15 protein-coding genes and 1 pseudogene are annotated in these 15,093 nt (G+C 69.8%); 11 read left to right on the top strand and 5 right to left on the bottom strand.

Annotated features, from left to right (window positions below; genetic code table 11):
- From MKK55_RS23635 to MKK55_RS23670, 8 genes and pseudogenes are all read left to right on the top strand, one after another.
- A partial coding sequence (locus MKK55_RS23635) for a helix-turn-helix transcriptional regulator (RefSeq protein WP_243937924.1) occupies positions 1 to 812 on the top strand: 812 nt, incomplete at its 5' end.
- Positions 813 to 906: 94 nt separating this feature from the next.
- Positions 907 to 1,068 carry a CsbD family protein gene (locus MKK55_RS23640; RefSeq protein ID WP_147843255.1) on the top strand — a complete coding sequence of 54 codons (162 nt, stop codon included), beginning with the start codon at positions 907 to 909 and terminating at the stop codon, positions 1,066 to 1,068.
- Between the two features lie 54 nt (positions 1,069 to 1,122).
- Positions 1,123 to 1,626, top strand: coding sequence for a CsbD family protein (locus tag MKK55_RS23645; RefSeq protein ID WP_243937925.1), 504 nt, complete (start codon positions 1,123 to 1,125; stop codon positions 1,624 to 1,626).
- A 105-nt stretch (positions 1,627 to 1,731) separates the two neighbouring features.
- Positions 1,732 to 2,652: pseudogene (locus MKK55_RS23650) on the top strand (PhnA-like protein).
- A gap of 117 nt (positions 2,653 to 2,769) precedes the next feature.
- Positions 2,770 to 2,973 carry a CsbD family protein gene (locus tag MKK55_RS23655; RefSeq protein ID WP_147859832.1) on the top strand — a complete coding sequence of 68 codons (204 nt, stop codon included), beginning with the start codon at positions 2,770 to 2,772 and terminating at the stop codon, positions 2,971 to 2,973.
- A 71-nt stretch (positions 2,974 to 3,044) separates the two neighbouring features.
- Positions 3,045 to 3,428, top strand: a complete 384-nt coding sequence (locus tag MKK55_RS23660; protein ID WP_147859831.1) for a CsbD family protein — start codon at positions 3,045 to 3,047, stop codon at positions 3,426 to 3,428.
- Between the two features lie 152 nt (positions 3,429 to 3,580).
- Entirely contained in the window at positions 3,581 to 4,027 is a 447-nt protein-coding gene (locus MKK55_RS23665; RefSeq protein WP_243937926.1) for a BA14K family protein, read from the top strand.
- Between the two features lie 157 nt (positions 4,028 to 4,184).
- Positions 4,185 to 4,667, top strand: a complete 483-nt coding sequence (locus tag MKK55_RS23670; RefSeq protein WP_147859799.1) for a YidB family protein — start codon at positions 4,185 to 4,187, stop codon at positions 4,665 to 4,667.
- Positions 4,668 to 4,770: 103 nt separating this feature from the next.
- Here MKK55_RS23670 and MKK55_RS23675 read toward each other — a convergent pair whose 3' ends face one another.
- Both MKK55_RS23675 and MKK55_RS23680 read right to left on the bottom strand, forming a co-directional pair.
- Positions 4,771 to 5,184 carry an RNA polymerase sigma factor region1.1 domain-containing protein gene (locus tag MKK55_RS23675; RefSeq protein ID WP_243937927.1) on the bottom strand — a complete coding sequence of 138 codons (414 nt, stop codon included), beginning with the start codon at positions 5,182 to 5,184 and terminating at the stop codon, positions 4,771 to 4,773.
- A gap of 122 nt (positions 5,185 to 5,306) precedes the next feature.
- Positions 5,307 to 6,272 (bottom strand): helix-turn-helix domain-containing protein, encoded by a 966-nt coding sequence (locus MKK55_RS23680; RefSeq protein WP_187274889.1) that lies wholly within the window; start codon positions 6,270 to 6,272, stop codon positions 5,307 to 5,309.
- A gap of 499 nt (positions 6,273 to 6,771) precedes the next feature.
- Here MKK55_RS23680 and MKK55_RS23685 point away from each other — a divergent pair, with 499 nt between their 5' ends.
- Positions 6,772 to 7,407, top strand: coding sequence for a phospholipase A2 family protein (locus tag MKK55_RS23685; RefSeq protein ID WP_409566118.1), 636 nt, complete (start codon positions 6,772 to 6,774; stop codon positions 7,405 to 7,407).
- Positions 7,408 to 7,668: 261 nt separating this feature from the next.
- Here MKK55_RS23685 and MKK55_RS23690 read toward each other — a convergent pair whose 3' ends face one another.
- The 3 genes from MKK55_RS23690 to MKK55_RS23700 all read right to left on the bottom strand — a co-directional run bounded on the left by MKK55_RS23690 (position 7,669) and on the right by MKK55_RS23700 (position 12,817).
- Positions 7,669 to 9,891 carry a GumC family protein gene (locus MKK55_RS23690; RefSeq protein ID WP_243937928.1) on the bottom strand — a complete coding sequence of 741 codons (2,223 nt, stop codon included), beginning with the start codon at positions 9,889 to 9,891 and terminating at the stop codon, positions 7,669 to 7,671.
- A gap of 151 nt (positions 9,892 to 10,042) precedes the next feature.
- Positions 10,043 to 11,347 (bottom strand): polysaccharide biosynthesis/export family protein, encoded by a 1,305-nt coding sequence (locus MKK55_RS23695; protein WP_243936437.1) that lies wholly within the window; start codon positions 11,345 to 11,347, stop codon positions 10,043 to 10,045.
- A gap of 237 nt (positions 11,348 to 11,584) precedes the next feature.
- Positions 11,585 to 12,817 carry a glycosyltransferase family 4 protein gene (locus tag MKK55_RS23700; protein ID WP_243938039.1) on the bottom strand — a complete coding sequence of 411 codons (1,233 nt, stop codon included), beginning with the start codon at positions 12,815 to 12,817 and terminating at the stop codon, positions 11,585 to 11,587.
- A gap of 402 nt (positions 12,818 to 13,219) precedes the next feature.
- On the opposite strand from MKK55_RS23700, the gene MKK55_RS23705 reads away from it, so the two are divergent.
- Positions 13,220 to 14,200 (top strand): UDP-glucuronic acid decarboxylase family protein, encoded by a 981-nt coding sequence (locus tag MKK55_RS23705; RefSeq protein ID WP_243937929.1) that lies wholly within the window; start codon positions 13,220 to 13,222, stop codon positions 14,198 to 14,200.
- Positions 14,197 to 14,991: a WecB/TagA/CpsF family glycosyltransferase gene (locus tag MKK55_RS23710; protein ID WP_147841965.1), complete on the top strand. Its 795-nt coding sequence runs from the start codon at positions 14,197 to 14,199 to the stop codon at positions 14,989 to 14,991. Before MKK55_RS23705 ends, MKK55_RS23710 begins: the two co-directional genes overlap by 4 nt.
- Positions 14,992 to 15,093 lie beyond the last annotated feature (102 nt).

The raw sequence follows: 15,093 nt of genomic DNA on the forward strand, positions 1-15,093 counted from the left end.
ACGGCGGCACACGGTTCGTGATCGTCGCCGGCCAGCCGATGGAGCTGGGCGACGAGCCGTGCATGCTGTTCACCTTCGCCGACCTCGAGCTGCGCAAGAAGGCCGAGACGGCGCTGCGCCAGAGCGAGGAGCGCTTCGCCACGGCGTTCCGGCTGACGCCGGTGCCGACCCTGCTCGCGCGCGCCGACGGCTTCGGGATCACCGGCGTGAACGACGCCTTCGCGCGCGTCTTCGGCTACGCCGCCGACGCCGTCCTGGGACGCTCGCCCGCCGAGTTCGGCCTGTGGGTCCACGATGCGGCGCGGTCCAAGTTCGAGACCGCCCTGTTGCGCACCGGCTTCGTGCTCGGTCTGGAGGTCTGCCTGCGCCACGAGGACGGGACGAACCTCGATTGCCTCGCCTCGGCCGAGCGCGTCGAGATCGGGGACGCCGTCTTCGCCCTGCTCGTCCTGCAGGACATAACCGACCGCAAGCGCAGCGAGCGGGACATGTTCGAGGCGGTCGAGGCGGTGATGGCCGACACCTCCTGGTTCAGCCGCGGCCTGATCGAGAAGCTCGCCAACCTCCGGCGACCGGGGACCGGCCACAAGGACGGCATCGCCCCGAACATCACCGTCCGGGAACGCCAGATCCTCGACCTGATCTGCCAGGGCCAGGGCGACGAGGCGATCGCCAAGCGCCTCAACCTCTCCAAGAACACGGTGCGCAACCATTCCGCGTCGCTCTACCGGAAGCTCAACGTCCACAAGCGCACGGAGGCCATCGTCTGGGGGCGGGACAACGGGTTCCCGCTGTCGCCGACCGAGAAATAAAGACTACCCGACTGGTACGTCTGCATCATTGTCCCGCCGGATCGGCGGACCATCTCAGGCAACGAACTTCGTCTCGGTCGCTGCGGAGACACCGATGAGCGCACAAAAGTCATCCGAGGCTTCGGAAAAGATAAAGGGCTCGGTCAAGGAAGCCATCGGCAAGTTGATCGGCGACGAAAAGGCCGAGACCGAAGGCAAGGCTCAGCAGAAATTACCGAGTGATGCGGTGAAACCGAACGTCGGGCCCAAGACGTAGCATCGACGACACTGCGCACCTCCTGCAACGTTTTTAACTCAGGATACAAACATCATGGTTGATACGGATCGGGTCACGGGTGCCGCCAAGGAATTCGGCGGCAAGGTGCAGGGCGCCGTCGGCGACCTCACCGGCTCGAAGCGGGACTCGGTCGAGGGCCGCGCCCGCGAGGCGCAGGGCTTCGCCGAGAACCTCTACGGCCTGGCCAAGGACACCGTGCGCGACGCCGCCGAGCACGTCGCCGACGCCGCCCGCGACATCGGCGGCCGGGTGCGCGACGCGGTCGGAAGCCTCGTCGGCTCCGACGACGTCGAGGACCGCGCGCGCCGGGCGCAGGGCGCCGCCGAGGACGGCTACGAGCGCGGCGAGCGCTACGTCCGCAGCGCCGGCGGCAACGCCTACGACCGGGCCGAGGACGCCTACGAGACCGGCGCCCGGTCCCTGCGCCAGGGCGGGCGCGAGGCCGCCGGCCGGATCGCCGAGCACCCGATGGCCGCGCTGCTCGTGGCCGGCCTCCTCGGCTACGGCCTCGGCCTGCTGATCCACGGCCGCGATTGATCGGCCCGGCCGCGCGTGCTCGCGCGGCCGCTCATCCCGCCTCCACCCACCGACCCCTCGAACGACCGAGCTTCTCGGACGACCGACGACCCGGAGTACCCGTACGTGTCCACTTCCCCCCTCCTCGCGACCCCTCCCGCCGCGGCCTCGGCCGACGTCCGAACCGTCCTGCTGAACCAGGTGTCGTGGGGCGCGATCTTCGCCGGCGCCGCGACGGCGCTGGTGACCCAGGTCATCCTCAACATGCTCGGCGTCGGCGTCGGCCTGTCCAGCGTCGGCGGCCCGGCGGTCGACAACCCGACCGCCTCGACCCTGTCGCTCGGCGCCGGCCTCTGGTTCGTCGGCTCCGGCATCGTCGCCTCGCTCGCCGGCGGGCTCATCGCCGGGCGCCTCTCGGGCAAGCCCGTCACGGGGGCTGCCGGCCTGCACGGCCTCGTCGCCTGGGCGGTGACGACCCTCGTCGTGCTGTACCTGCTCACCTCGGCCGCAGGCGGCCTCATCGGCGGCGCCTTCTCGGGCGTGACCAGCACGCTCGGTGGCGCCGGCTCGCTCGTCGGCGGCACCGTGAAGACCGCGGCGCAGGCGGCGGCCCCGTCGCTGGCGCAGATCTCGAACCCGCTCGACGGGATCGAGAAGTCGGTGCGCCAGCAGGCGGCCGGCCAGGACCCGCAGGCCCTGCGCGATGCCGCCGCCTCGGCGGTCCGTGCCCTGCTGTCCGGCGACCCGGCCCAGAAGGCCTAGGCCGAGAACCGCGCCGCCGACGCGCTGGCCAAGGCCCAGGGCATCCCGGTCGACCAGGCCAAGACGCAGATTCAGAACTACGAGAAGCAGTACGACGCCGCGCTCGCCGACGCCAAGCAGAAGGCGTCCGCCGCAGCCGAGGCCACCCGCAGTGCGGCCACGCAGGGCGCGTTCTACGGCGCCCTCGCGCTGATCCTCGGCGCGCTCGCCGGCTTCCTCGGCGGCCGCCTCGGCGCCCCGAAGCCGCCGACCCTGGTCGCCGGCTACGACGCCCGCCGCGCCTGAGCCGAGTCCCGGCTGAACTCGAGCTCGGCTCAGCCCGACGCTCGGCGAACGACCGGCCGGTCCATGCGACCGGCCGGCCCCCCCGAACCCGTCCCTTCCCGCGCAAGGAGCCATCCCATGAGCAGCACCACCGACAAGCTGAAGGGCCTCGCCAACGAGGCCGCCGGCAACATCAAGCAGGCCGCCGGCAAGGTCACCGGCAACGACGGCCTGATGGTCGAAGGCAAGGCCCAGGAGCTCAAGGGCGAGGCCCAGCGCACCGTCGGCGAGGCCAAGGACGGCGTGTCGTCGCTGGTCGACAAGGTCGGCGGCAAGCGCTGATCCGGCACGGCGGCGGGCGACCCGACCGGGGCCCGACCGCCGCCCGATACTTCGAAAGCCAGGAGAGATCCATGAACGGCGACCAGTTCCGCGGCGCATCGCGCCACCTCAAGGGCCGTGCCCAGAGCGCGCTCGGCGGCCTCACCGGCGACCCGGGCCGCCAGGTCCGCGGCGCCGTGAACCAGGCGGCCGGCGGCGCGCAATACGCCTACGGCCGCGCCCGCGACCGGGCCGAGGACCTCCTCGACGACGGGCGCGCCCTCGCCCACGCGGTCGAGGACCAAGCCGGCCGCTGGATCGACGAGGGCCGCGATCTCACCCGCCACGCCCGCAAGCGCGGATCGTCCTACGGCCGGCAGGCGGCGCGCTACGCCGACGACAACCGCGTCTCCGCCCTGGTCGGCCTCGCCGCCGTCGCCTTCGCGGTCGGCTGGCTGTCCCGTTCTAGGTCCTGAACCCATCCCATCGGAGACGCATTCCATGATCCGCAAGCTGCTCACCGCCTTTCTGCTCCCGAAGGTCATCGCCTACGTCAGCCGCCGCCCCGCCGAACCGCCGCGGCTACTGAAGCATCCCCCTTCCCCCGCCCATCAGGAGACGATCCACGATGAAGCTGACCCTCGCCCTCGCCGCCACCGTCGCCGCCACCCTGGTCGGTCTGCCGGCCCAGGCCGCCCCGGCATCCAGCGCCCCCGTCGAGGCGCTGGTGCGCGGTGACCTGCCGACCGGCTACGTGCAGTATCGCCGCTTCGGTCATCGTCACGGCTGGCGCGGCGGGCGGGGGTACGGCCGGGGTTACGGCTATGGACGCGGCTACGGCCATCGTCGCGGGCCCGGCGTCGGCGCGGCGGTGGGCGCGGGCGTCGCAGGCCTGGCGGCCGGGGCGATCATCGGCGGCGCCATCGCGAACGCGCAGGCGCAGGCCGCGCCGGTGGTGGTGCAGGGCGGCCCGGATCCCGAGGCGGTCGCCGCCTGCGCGCGCCGCTTCCGCTCCTACGATGCCGCCAGCGGGACCTACCTCGGCAACGACGGCGACCGTCACCCCTGCCCGTGATCGCAGACCCCGCCGGGCTCGCCAACGCTGCGGGTCCGGTCCCCCGATCCTGAGCGCGCGGGACGCCTCGCGGATCGGCGGGCGGCGCGCGCTCCCGCTCCCTTCGAGCACCGGTCCGGTGCCGGACCTTCCACCTTCCAACCCAAAAGGACGACCGATGAGCAAGGGCTATCCCTCGATGACCGCGCTGCTGGGCCTTCTGGCCGTGGCCGGCTACCAGAACCGCGACAAGCTCGCCGAGCTCCTGAAGGGGCATGATGCGACGCCGGGGCACACGACGATTCCGCCGGTGTCGAGCCGCTCCACGACCTCGTCCGGCAGCGGCGGCCTCTCGAGCCTGGGCGGGCTCCTCGGTGGCGTCGGCTCGGCCGGCGTCGGCGGCCTGATCGCCAGCGGCCTAAGCGAGCTCGTCGACCACTTCACCAAGGGCGGCCACGGCGAGACGGCGAATTCCTGGATCAACCAGGGCGCCAACCGCGACATCCACGAGGCCGATCTCGAGCGCGCCATCGGCCCGGAGACCCTCGACCACCTGACCCAGCAGACCGGCCTGAGCCGCTCCGCGCTCCTGTCGCGCCTCTCGCGCGAGCTGCCCTCGGCCATCGACCGCTACGCCGCCGACGGTCGCAAGCTCGCCTGACGCCGAACGACGATGCGGCCGGCGCGCGAAGGCGCCGGCTCCGAGGAGCCAACGCGATGGCGCGCGGACCGGATCGACAGGCCCGGCCGCCTCGCTCCGCATCTCAGGCCAGGACCAGGATCGTCCCGAGCACCAGCAGGACCAGGAGGCCGGCGAGCAGGACGACGCGTCCGACCGGCTCGGTCTCGTCGGCCTCGGGCTCCGCCGCCTCGGCCGCCGGCGCGGCGGCCGCGACCGGCTCGCCCTCGCCGGTCGGTACGATCACGCGGGGCACGCCGGGCTCCGGGCTCGCGAGGGTCAGGCGCGGCGCGGCGTCGGCCTCGGCGCGCGGGCCGAACGCATCCGGCTCCACGCTCACCCCCGCCGCCTCCAATTCCAGCATCACCAGGACGAGGGCGTCGACGTCGAAGGTCTCGACCGGCAGAGCCGCCTGAAGCTCGCTCGCGGTCAGCTCCCCGCGCTCGCGCCCCAGGGCGATCAGACGGTCGAGCGTCGCGCGGTCGATCGTGCCTGCCATCCGTTTCCTCCCGCCGTTTCCCCTGCGATAAGTGGCGCCGGGCAAGCGGGTTTCACGGACCTTCGCAGGCGCGCGCGGGCTCAATGCGGCGCGTGCGCGGATCCTGGCGCTGGGGCCGATCGTCAGTACAGCGCCCTGGCCAAGCCGATGAGGCTGTCCTCGCGATCGATCGCCTCGTCGGCATCCGGGCGCGTCAGCTCGGTCCGGAACTGCCCCGGCGGGAGGCCGAAGGCCGCCGCGAAGGCGCGGCTGCAATGGCTTTCGGTGGCGAAGCCGTGGGCGTAGGCGAGGCTTCCGAGACGGCGCGTCTCGCCGGGGCGCAGGAGGGCGCGGCGCAGCTCGTCCAGGCGTCGCTGCTGGATGAACCGCCTCACCCCGCCATCCACGCCGAAGACCCGGTACAGGACGGAGCGCGAGATCCCGATCCCGTCCGCGACGGCATGCGCGTCGAGGTTCGGGTCCGGCAGGCGCGTCGCGATGAAGGCCTCGGCACGCCGGCGCCGCAGCGCGTCCCCCGCCTCGGCCGGAAGCGCCTCGGCCGAGGCCGGCAGGCCCTTGAGGCCTAGGCTCAGCAGGTTGATCGCCGCCGCCGCGACGTGGGCCGACGGATCGGGCCGCAGCGATGCGGATCGCCGCGTGAGCGAGGCCAGGAAATCCGTGAGCAGGCCGCAGGCCGCGGCCGGCAGGACGGTGCCGTGGATCCCGGCCGGATCGGAGATCACCTCCGCGACGTGGGCGCGTGCCACTTGAATCGAGAGCAGGTCCGCGCGCGTCGTCATGCGGGAGACGTGGGGGCGGCTCGTGTCGAGCACGACGACCTCGCCGGGCTGAAGCCGCCGCTCGGCACCGGGCGGACCGGACACGAAATCCCCGGATCTGAGGAGATGGAGCGTGATGTGATCGAAGCCGTGGCGGCCGACGCACGCCCAGGTGCGGTTCGACAAGACGCCTTCCACGCGCCGTTCATGCAGCACCAGGCGCGGGAGGCGGATGACGTTGAGGCGCGCGCTGAAGCCGGCGCCGATCCGCGACAGGTCGGCGACACCGCCGTAGAGGCGGTGATAAGCTTCGAAATTCTCGACGTCCAACTGCAGACCCCAACGCGCCCGAGGCATGCCGTCAGACGCCAAGCAACGGCACGGCTTCGGGCATTGTTCCGCTTGATATCGGCAACCTTAGATAAGCCTGACTTCACCTTTGCGTGATCTCTGATCGTGGCTTCCTCGCCGGCAGCCACGTGCGGCCTGCGCAATCCGCGTCGGCGAGCCGGCTGATGCCCGGCATCCCGCTTCCCATCCGTCGCGCAGGCAGGCTGTCGTCGGCAGCCTCCGTGCCGGCGAACGGGTGAGCCTGGCCGCTCTCTGGCATCCACCGCGGGCTCGACGCGGTCGCGGTCATGCCGACGCGCAGCGACATCGTCGGGACGGCGATCCCCCCGTCGTCCCGTTCGATCGCGCTTTCCGGCACAGGGCGTGGAACGCTTTCCTCGACGTCGCCGTATCTGGTCCGCGTCCCGCCCCTACCCAGGCGAGGACCGTCCTTGCGTTCGGAGACTTCGATTTCGAGGCGATCCGTCTCGGAGGGCCGATGGCGCCGGCCAGGCGCGCCGAACAACGTGCTCGCCTCGCTCCACGGGAGTCGGACTTGAAAACCCTGGTTGCGCTGGTCCTCTCCATGGCGGTGTTCCTGGCACACGGTGCCGTGGCGCAGACGACGGAGGACGATCCGGGTTCGACGAGCTCTGAGGAGGCGAGGCCGGGTCCGCCGCCGCCGCTTCCCGACCTGTCCGATCCGAACTCCCGCACCGGAGAAAGTCTGGGAGAGCCCGATGCGCGATCGGGCATTCCCAAGACGCTGCGTGGGTCGGCCAGCAAGTCCGGCGGACCGGCGAACGACCTGAACCCGAGCGGCACGCCGCAGGAGGCGCCCCCGCCGGAGGGCGACCTCGCGAACGTGCTAACGGGCAAGGAACTGTTTCACGGCAACTATTGCGGTGCGGGCCAGCGCGGCGCCGACCTGCCGCCGACCGACGCCCTCGACGCCGCCTGCCAGCGCCACGACGCCTGCTACGATGCGGCTGGGCACCGCTCGTGCGCGTGCGACCAGGCACTCAGGCGCGAGGCGACGGCGGTATCGGAACGACCGGACGTCCCGCTCGAGGTTCGCCGGCGGTCGCTCAGCGTCGCCGAGGCCGCCGATGCGATGAATTGCCGGGCGCCCTGAGCCGGGCCCGGCACGCGGTCGCCCTCGTCGGCCGGGACCCTGGGACGGCACAGGTCGGATCGGTTCGGCATCGCCATCCGCCCTGTCGGGGCCGGTCGAGACGCCGCAAATGAGCGCCCGATCCGTCGCGGTCGAGGGCGACGGGGACGGTGCGCGGCTCCGGAACATTCGCCTCGCGGACGTTCGCGGCGTGGAGAGCGACCGGCCTCGCGGAACGGTCGTCGACGCCGTGCCGTCCTTCGCGTGGGCAGCGCGGAATCCTCAGTGTTTCAGCAGCTGCGAAGCCCGTGTGCGCTTCATCGCCGAGCGGATGGAGCCGAGGAAGGGCCCTTTCGCGGCAGAGTCCCTTCGGTCCCAGGACGACGCGCCTCGACCGCGCCTGCCGGCGCCCTGGTTCGTCGCTGGATCGACGTGGGTCATCAAGGTCCCGCAGACGCGAACCGAAAGGCTATCGAACCGCTTGAAGGCGGCCGCGATGGTCTCCCGAGGCGTCGTGCCCCACCGGGCGAGATGAACCACCAGATCGGCCAGCCTTGCGAGCGGCAGAAAGTCGAGCGACTGCAGAACCGGCGGAGCTTCGAGGATGATGATCTCGAACGAGGACCTCACCCGTTCGATGAAGGCTGCGAGACGCATGCAGGTGAGATCGTCGGAAGCGATCCAGCGTGGCGCTGCCAAACGGACGACCGGATCGTCGGCGAAATCCCTCAGGAAGGCATCAGGGTCGCTCACCGCCGCATCGAGCGGCAGGGATAGGGTGCCTGTTTCCTCGGTCGACCGCGACGCGACATCGACGATGAGGGCTCTCCCGCCGTTCCTGGCCGCCTCGGTCGCCAGGGCGCGGCCGACGTCCGACTTGCCTTCCTTGGCAACCGACGATGTGATGAGGAGGACGCGGCCGAAGGCGGCGGCGGTCTGCACGTCGATCGAGGCCGCCAGGAACCGGATCGCTTCCTCGAAAAGGCGCTTGTCGCTCGGCTTCGGGCGCTTCGGCTGGTCGGGGATCATGCCGAGGCACGGCGTCTGCGTCTCGGCCGACAGCTCGGCCTCCGAGCGGAGGCCGTCGTGCCGGTTCTCCAGCAGGTAGGCGCCGCCGATCCCGATCGCCGTCGCGCCCAGCATCGCCACGGCGAAGATCACGACCGGGTTCGGTCCCGAGGGAAGCGGGATCGCCTCGGCCCGCATCACGACCTGCGCGCTGGTGGACGCCAGGCCCGCTGCAGCGATGGCCTGGGCATAACTTTCGGTGAGCACCTTCAGCCTGTCACGCAACGAGGTCGCGTCGAGTTGAAGGCTCTTCAGCTGGGTCTCGCGCTTCTTGAAGTCGATCGCGGTGTCCTTGGTCTGCCTGATGTGAGCCGCGAGCGCTGCCTCCGCGTCGGCGGCGGATCTCAAGCGGCCGTCCAATTCCTTGATCGCTCCCTCGATCTCCGCGTGGAGGCGCGTCTCCGTGTCGTCGAGCGCGGATCGCGCGCGCGAGAGACCGGGATGCTTCGGTCCGTTGAGGGCGAGTTCCACCAGTTCCCTCCGCTGCTTCTCGCGGTTCTCCAGGAGTTCCCGGATCACCGGAGCACCGGCGAGGTCTTCCGCGGACGGAACGCCTCCGGCGACGAAGACCTCTTTGGCGTGTGCGACCCTCGCCTCCTCGGCCAGGCGCAAAGCGGTCGCCGCATCGAGACGGGCGGAGAGGTTCTGCAGTTGCTGCTGTGGCATTCCGCCGTCGGTCGACAGCTCGAGAAATCCCGACTGGCGCCGATACGCGTTCACGGCCGACTCGGCGATGTCGAGCGACGCGCGGGTCTGACGGATCTGCGAGGCGACCCAGTCGCTTGTCCGCTGGGCAGCCCTGACGCCGGTCTCCATGTTGTTGCTGATGTATTCGTCCAGGAACGCATTGACGATCTTCGCTGATCGCTCCGGATCGGCCGAAGCATACGAAACGCCGATGATGTAGGACCGAATGTCGTTGGTGACGGAGAGCCCCTGAAGAAGTGCGTGCGCGATCAGGTCTTCGCGAAACGTCTGGTCCGAGGACGGCGTCTGCCAAGGGCGAATGGTGCGGAGATTGTCGGGCAGCCAGCTTTCGAAACGAAGGATGAACGGGGTCGCGGGCGCAAACTCCGGGTCTGCCGCCAAGTTGAGGCGGGCGACGACCCGGCGGGCGACGGCCCTGGAGCGGAGCAGGCGCGCTTCGCTCTCCACGAGGGCCGACGCTTCGACCGCCGTTCCGGTCGATTGCGCCGATGATCCCGTCCGCGTCTGCTCGTCGCGGCTGAAGGTCAGCTGGATCAAGGCGTCTGCGGTATAGGTCTTCTTGATGAGGATCAGCCCGGCGATGCCCATCACGAACCCGACCACCAGCGCCACCCCGATGAGCCGGCGGCGACGCAAGATCATCTTGATCGCCGACTGCGCGACGCCGTCGTAGTGATCACGGACGCTCGTCTCCCTGAGGTGGGGATCGAACCGCGGCAACTGGTTCATGTCGTCCTCGTCGTTGAAGGCTGTCGGATCGTCTTCGAGGCGTAGAGCATCCGCTCGGCCGCCCGGTGGTCTGGCATCGGTGGCGCCTTCCGGGGCGCCGCTCGCGGTCGGGCCGGGTACGCGGTCGGACGATGCCCGCGGCGCCGATCGGTTATCGAAGCAGAGCGCCCGGGTACTTGTCGGTCGGATCCGCGGAGGTCCATGTGGTCGGGCGTTGCGCTGCGCGGTCGGAGGCCGTGGCATTGGCGGCGACGCCGTTGCTCGCGCCGCCTTGCGCCATGGCATCCGACGCTGCGCCGTCCCGGCGGATCTCGACGATCTCGCCCGGCGCAAGGACCGTGGTCAGCGTCACGCGCACGGTCTCCGCCTTCCCGTTCTGGCGCCGGGTGACGAAGGCGCTGCGGTTCAATTCCTGCGACGTGGCGATGCCGAGGGTGCCGCCCTGCTGGATGCGCGCTTCGCGGACCTCCCGCGCCGTGGGGAGGCTCGTCTCGACCTCGGCCAGGCGAGAGCGCAGCTCCTGCAACTCGACGATGACGCGCCGCTTGTAGGTGTTCCGCGTGTCGAGCACGCGCACGGCGAGATCGCCGATGCCCAGCTCGAGACGGGCCAGCTCCGAGGAGAGGCGCGCGATGTTTCCCTTGTTGCGCGCTTCCTCGCGCTTGAGCTCGATCCCGGTGTAGCGCCGCGCGAGACCGTCGCTCATGAGCTTGTTGTAGTCGGCAAGATGGTCCTGGATCAGGTTCAATTGCACCTGCTCGGAAGCCGACTGGGCCTTGTTTCCCACGATTTCCGCTTCGAGCCGGGGCTTCTGCTCCTCGAGCAGCGAGACCTCGGCCTTCAGAGCCTTCTGCTGGGTCTCCAGCATCTCGCGTTCCGCCTTCAGGAGGGCGCGCGTCCCATCGTCCTCGGTCAGCTCGGCGGGAAGCGCGAAGCTCGGCGCGTCGTTGAGCTGCGCCGACAGGCGAGCGCGGCGGACCAGGAGCGTACGGCGGGTCAGCTCGAGCGCTCGCACGCGCTCCTCGGCCAGGAGAAACTCCGTGCGCAGCCCGATCTGCGCCTGCTCGGGCAGCGCATATCCCCCTGCCAGGGCGATGGCACTCTGGACGGTGGCACCGTAGCGGAACGGATAGCTTCCCGGGGATTTGACGTCGCCCATCACGTAGATCGGCCGCATCTCGGAAATCCGGGCGCTCACGACCGGCTGATGGAAGTAGCCGTCGGCGAGCCTTTCCGTCACACGCTTCTGAAGCTCGGGCAGCGTCAGATCCGCGACCGCGACGTCGCCGACGATGGGAAGCAGAATGCTGCCATCGCCGCCGACCACGTAGTCCCCGGCCAGCTCCGGCTGACCGAACACGGACAGGGTGATCTTGTCGCCGGACGAGATCCGATAGACCGCGTCCTGCGCGTGGGCGGAACATCCCACCGCGATCACCGCCAGGACGGCGAGCACCACCGAGCCGAGGCGGCCGACCCATCGAGAGAGCTCATGCATGGCGACCGACCTGTCTTCCCGTCGAGACCCGAATGGATCATCTCGAAATCGCGTCTGCGTTCATCCGGCGCGACCGCGAAAGCCTACGGTGCCTCGGCTTCGCTCGACGCTATTCTTCGGGACAGCGGCGCAGCTCTTTGGGCAATAATACCGATGCGTGCTGCGAAATCGCATCTTTGAGCGGCTTCTGCGTCGTCATAAGACTTGCGACGCGCCGTCTCCGCAGCCGTGCCGACCACCGTGATCGGATGCCGCGCGTTTCAGGGCGTGAAACCGTGACGCGAGCGCCGCCCGATAGACGGAGATCAGGGCCTTCGTCGTGATCGGCTCGGCCCAGCGCTGCTCATAGACCGCGCGCCCGGCACGTCCCATGCGCCGCGCCTCGGCCGGATCGCCGGAGATCCGCCTCAGGGCACGGGCGAGATCCCCTGGGTCGTCGGGTTCCACGAGAAGGCCGGTGACGCCGTCCTCGACGAGTTCGGCGAGCGAGCCGATGCGCGATGCGATCACCGGGGTGCCGGCGGCGAACGCCTCGATGATCACCATTGGGAGGCCCTCGTACCAGAGCGAGGGCACGACCAGGGCTCGGGCACGCGCGATCGCCGCCTGCGTCTCGGCCGGTGCGAGAGCACCGTGCGGGACGAGCCAGGGGCCGGCAGCGACCTCCGATCGCATCGGACCGTCACCGGCGACATCGACCGGCAACCCTGCCTGCGCGGCGGCCTGGGCCAGCACGGACAGGCCCTTCTCGGCGCTGAGGCGACCGGCATACAGGAGGCGTTGCCGCGGGCCGTCGAAGACGGGGCCCGGATCCGCGAGACCGTTGGGCTTCACGAAGATCCGTTCGGCGGGAACGCCGGCGCGAGCGAAGCGATCGCGGGCGAAGCCGGTCAGGGCAATGAACGCGTCGACGTCGTGCTTCCAGGTGCCCACCCGGCGGTGATGGGCGATCATGCGGGCGACCGCGAGGGATCCGATCCGCGAGCCGCGGTAGCAGCCATGGACGGCCGCGGCGTACGGCGTGCCCGCGATACAATCCTCGCAGGGCCGTCCGTCGCGCAGGAGGAGCGCGCCGGCGCAGACGATCCTGTAATTGTGCAGGGTCTGCACAGTGGCGGGACCGACCGCGCGAACCGCCGCATGAACCGCCGGGGAAACCAGCGGGAACGTATTGTGGACGTGCACGACGTCGGGGCGGAAGTCGCGAACCGCTTCCAGGACACGGGCGATCCCGCGCGGCGCGTGCGCGGCCTCGATGGCGACGCGCAAGCGGGCGACGGGGCTGTCGATGGTGTCGTTGCTGACGAGAACGGTCTCGACCCGGCAGCCGGCCCGCGCGAGCGCCACCGCTTCGCCCTCGACGACGGCGTCCTCGCCACCGCGGATCTGGTAGCGGTTGTGAGAGATGAGAACGCGAAGGCTAGTCATCGCCACCGAGCCGCCTTAATCGAGGGGAAGAATTTCCGGGTTTTTTCGGACAAAAAATTTCATCGCAAGCGTATAAGACTATGTAATACCATATAACTTGATCGAAAAAATATCTGATATCTCTGATGTAATGATGATCCGGTTCAGGCCGGAGCACCAACCATAGCTGAGCGCCGCATAAGCACACGCCCGTCAGCGGGAGTAGTGCGAAAGGGTGGCGTTTCACGCTCGGCATCCTGCCGATGAACGGTTTGGCGCCGCGTCCGGCAAGCGCAAGCTCAAGGCCGCCACGCTCCGATCGAGCAGCCAGGGTTTCCGAGCCGATGCGTCCGAAGCATCGGTCGGGAGACGTGATCGGCAATCGAGAGCAGGACGCGACATCATCGTACGGGGATGGAGACAATGAAGAAACGCGTGCTCATCACCGGAGGGGCGGGTTTTATCGGCTCGCATCTCTGCGCCCGGCTGCTCAGGGAGAACAACGACGTCTTGTGCGTCGACAACTTCTACACCGGATCGCGAAGCAACGTCGCCGAGCTCGCCCACCAATCGGCTTTCGAGCTTCTGCGGCACGATGTGTCTTTTCCTCTCTATGTCGAAGTTGACGAGATCTACAATCTCGCCTGCCCCGCCTCCCCGATCCACTACCAGCGCGATCCCGTGCAGACGACGAAGACGAGCGTCATGGGAGCGATCAACATGCTGGGCCTGGCGAAGCGCCTGCGCATTCCCGTCCTCCAGGCATCGACGAGCGAGGTCTACGGCGATCCCGACGTCCATCCGCAGCCGGAAGCGTATCGCGGCCGGGTCAGCATCACCGGACCGCGGGCCTGCTATGACGAGGGCAAGCGCTGCGCCGAAACCCTGTTCTTCGACTATCAGCGGCAGCATCGGCTTCCGATCCGGGTCGCGCGGATCTTCAACACCTACGGCCCCCACATGCATCCGCAGGACGGCCGGGTCGTCTCCAACTTCATCATCCAGGCGCTGACCGGCGAGCCGATCACCCTGTACGGCGACGGATCGCAGACCCGTTCCTTCTGCTACGTCGACGATCTCGTCGAAGGGCTCGTGCGTCTGATGGCGATGGATCAGGACCTCGAGGCCCCGGTCAATCTCGGCAACCCGGTCGAGATCACCATCGCCGAGCTCGCGCACCGCATCATCGACCTGTGCGGCTCCGGTTCGGCCATCGTGTACCGACCCTTGCCGCAGGACGATCCGACCCAGCGCTGCCCCGACATCGGTCGCGCGCAGAACCTGCTGCACTGGACGCCGAAGGTCGCTCTGGATGACGGATTGAAGCGCACCATCGCCTATTTCGAAGCGCTGCTGGCAGGTCCGGGCGGCACGGTCAGCCCGCTTCTGAGGGCCGCCTCATGAGCGCTCCGTCAAGGCCTCCGCGCGTCGAGATCCTCGGCGTTCCGGTGAGCGCCATCACCCTCCAGGATGCGGTCATGACGATCGATGCCTGGATCCGGTCGCGCCGGCGCCACTACGTCTGCGTCACCGGGGTCCACGGCATCATGGAATGCCGGCGCGACGCCGCCCTGCGCGAGATCCATGCGAGCGCCGGCATGGTCACGCCGGACGGGATGCCCCTGGTCTGGATGGCCCACAGGCTCGGCCGCCCCCGCGTGCGGCGCGTCTATGGTCCCGACCTGATGCGGGAGATCTCGCGCATCTCGCCGGCCCTCGGATACCGTCACTACTACTTCGGCGGCGGCCCCGGTCTCGCGGACAAGCTCTCGGAGACCTTGCGCGCCGCCCATCCGGGCCTGGTCGTCGCCGGCACGTTCAGCCCGCCCTTCGGCGCCGTCACCGCCGAGGAGGACGAGGCGATCGTGCGCGCCATCAACGCGAGCAGGCCCGACATCGTGTGGGTCGGCCTCAGCACGCCCAAGCAGGAGCGCTGGATGAGCGCCCACCGGGATCGGATCGAGGCGCCGGTGCTGATCGGCGTCGGCGCCGCCTTCGATTTCCTCGCCGGCACCAAGCGCCAAGCGCCGCGCTGGATGCAGCGGAACGGACTCGAATGGGCGTTTCGCCTGGGAACCGAGCCCAGGCGGCTATGGCGTCGCTATGCCTCGATGATCCCGCGCTTCGTCGCCCTGGCCACGGCCCAGCTGATCCGCCGGGACAGGACGGTCGGTCGGGCCGAGAACACCGTCTGATCCCATCCGGCCGCGGGCAGGTCGGACCCGCGATGGGAGCGTGGGCCCGACCCGCCGCATCGGCCCGGTCCGGGACCCGATGCGTTCGGCGGACCCGCCGCC

This window comes from Methylobacterium sp. J-059, assembly GCF_022829485.1.
Taxonomy (GTDB): domain Bacteria; phylum Pseudomonadota; class Alphaproteobacteria; order Rhizobiales; family Beijerinckiaceae; genus Methylobacterium.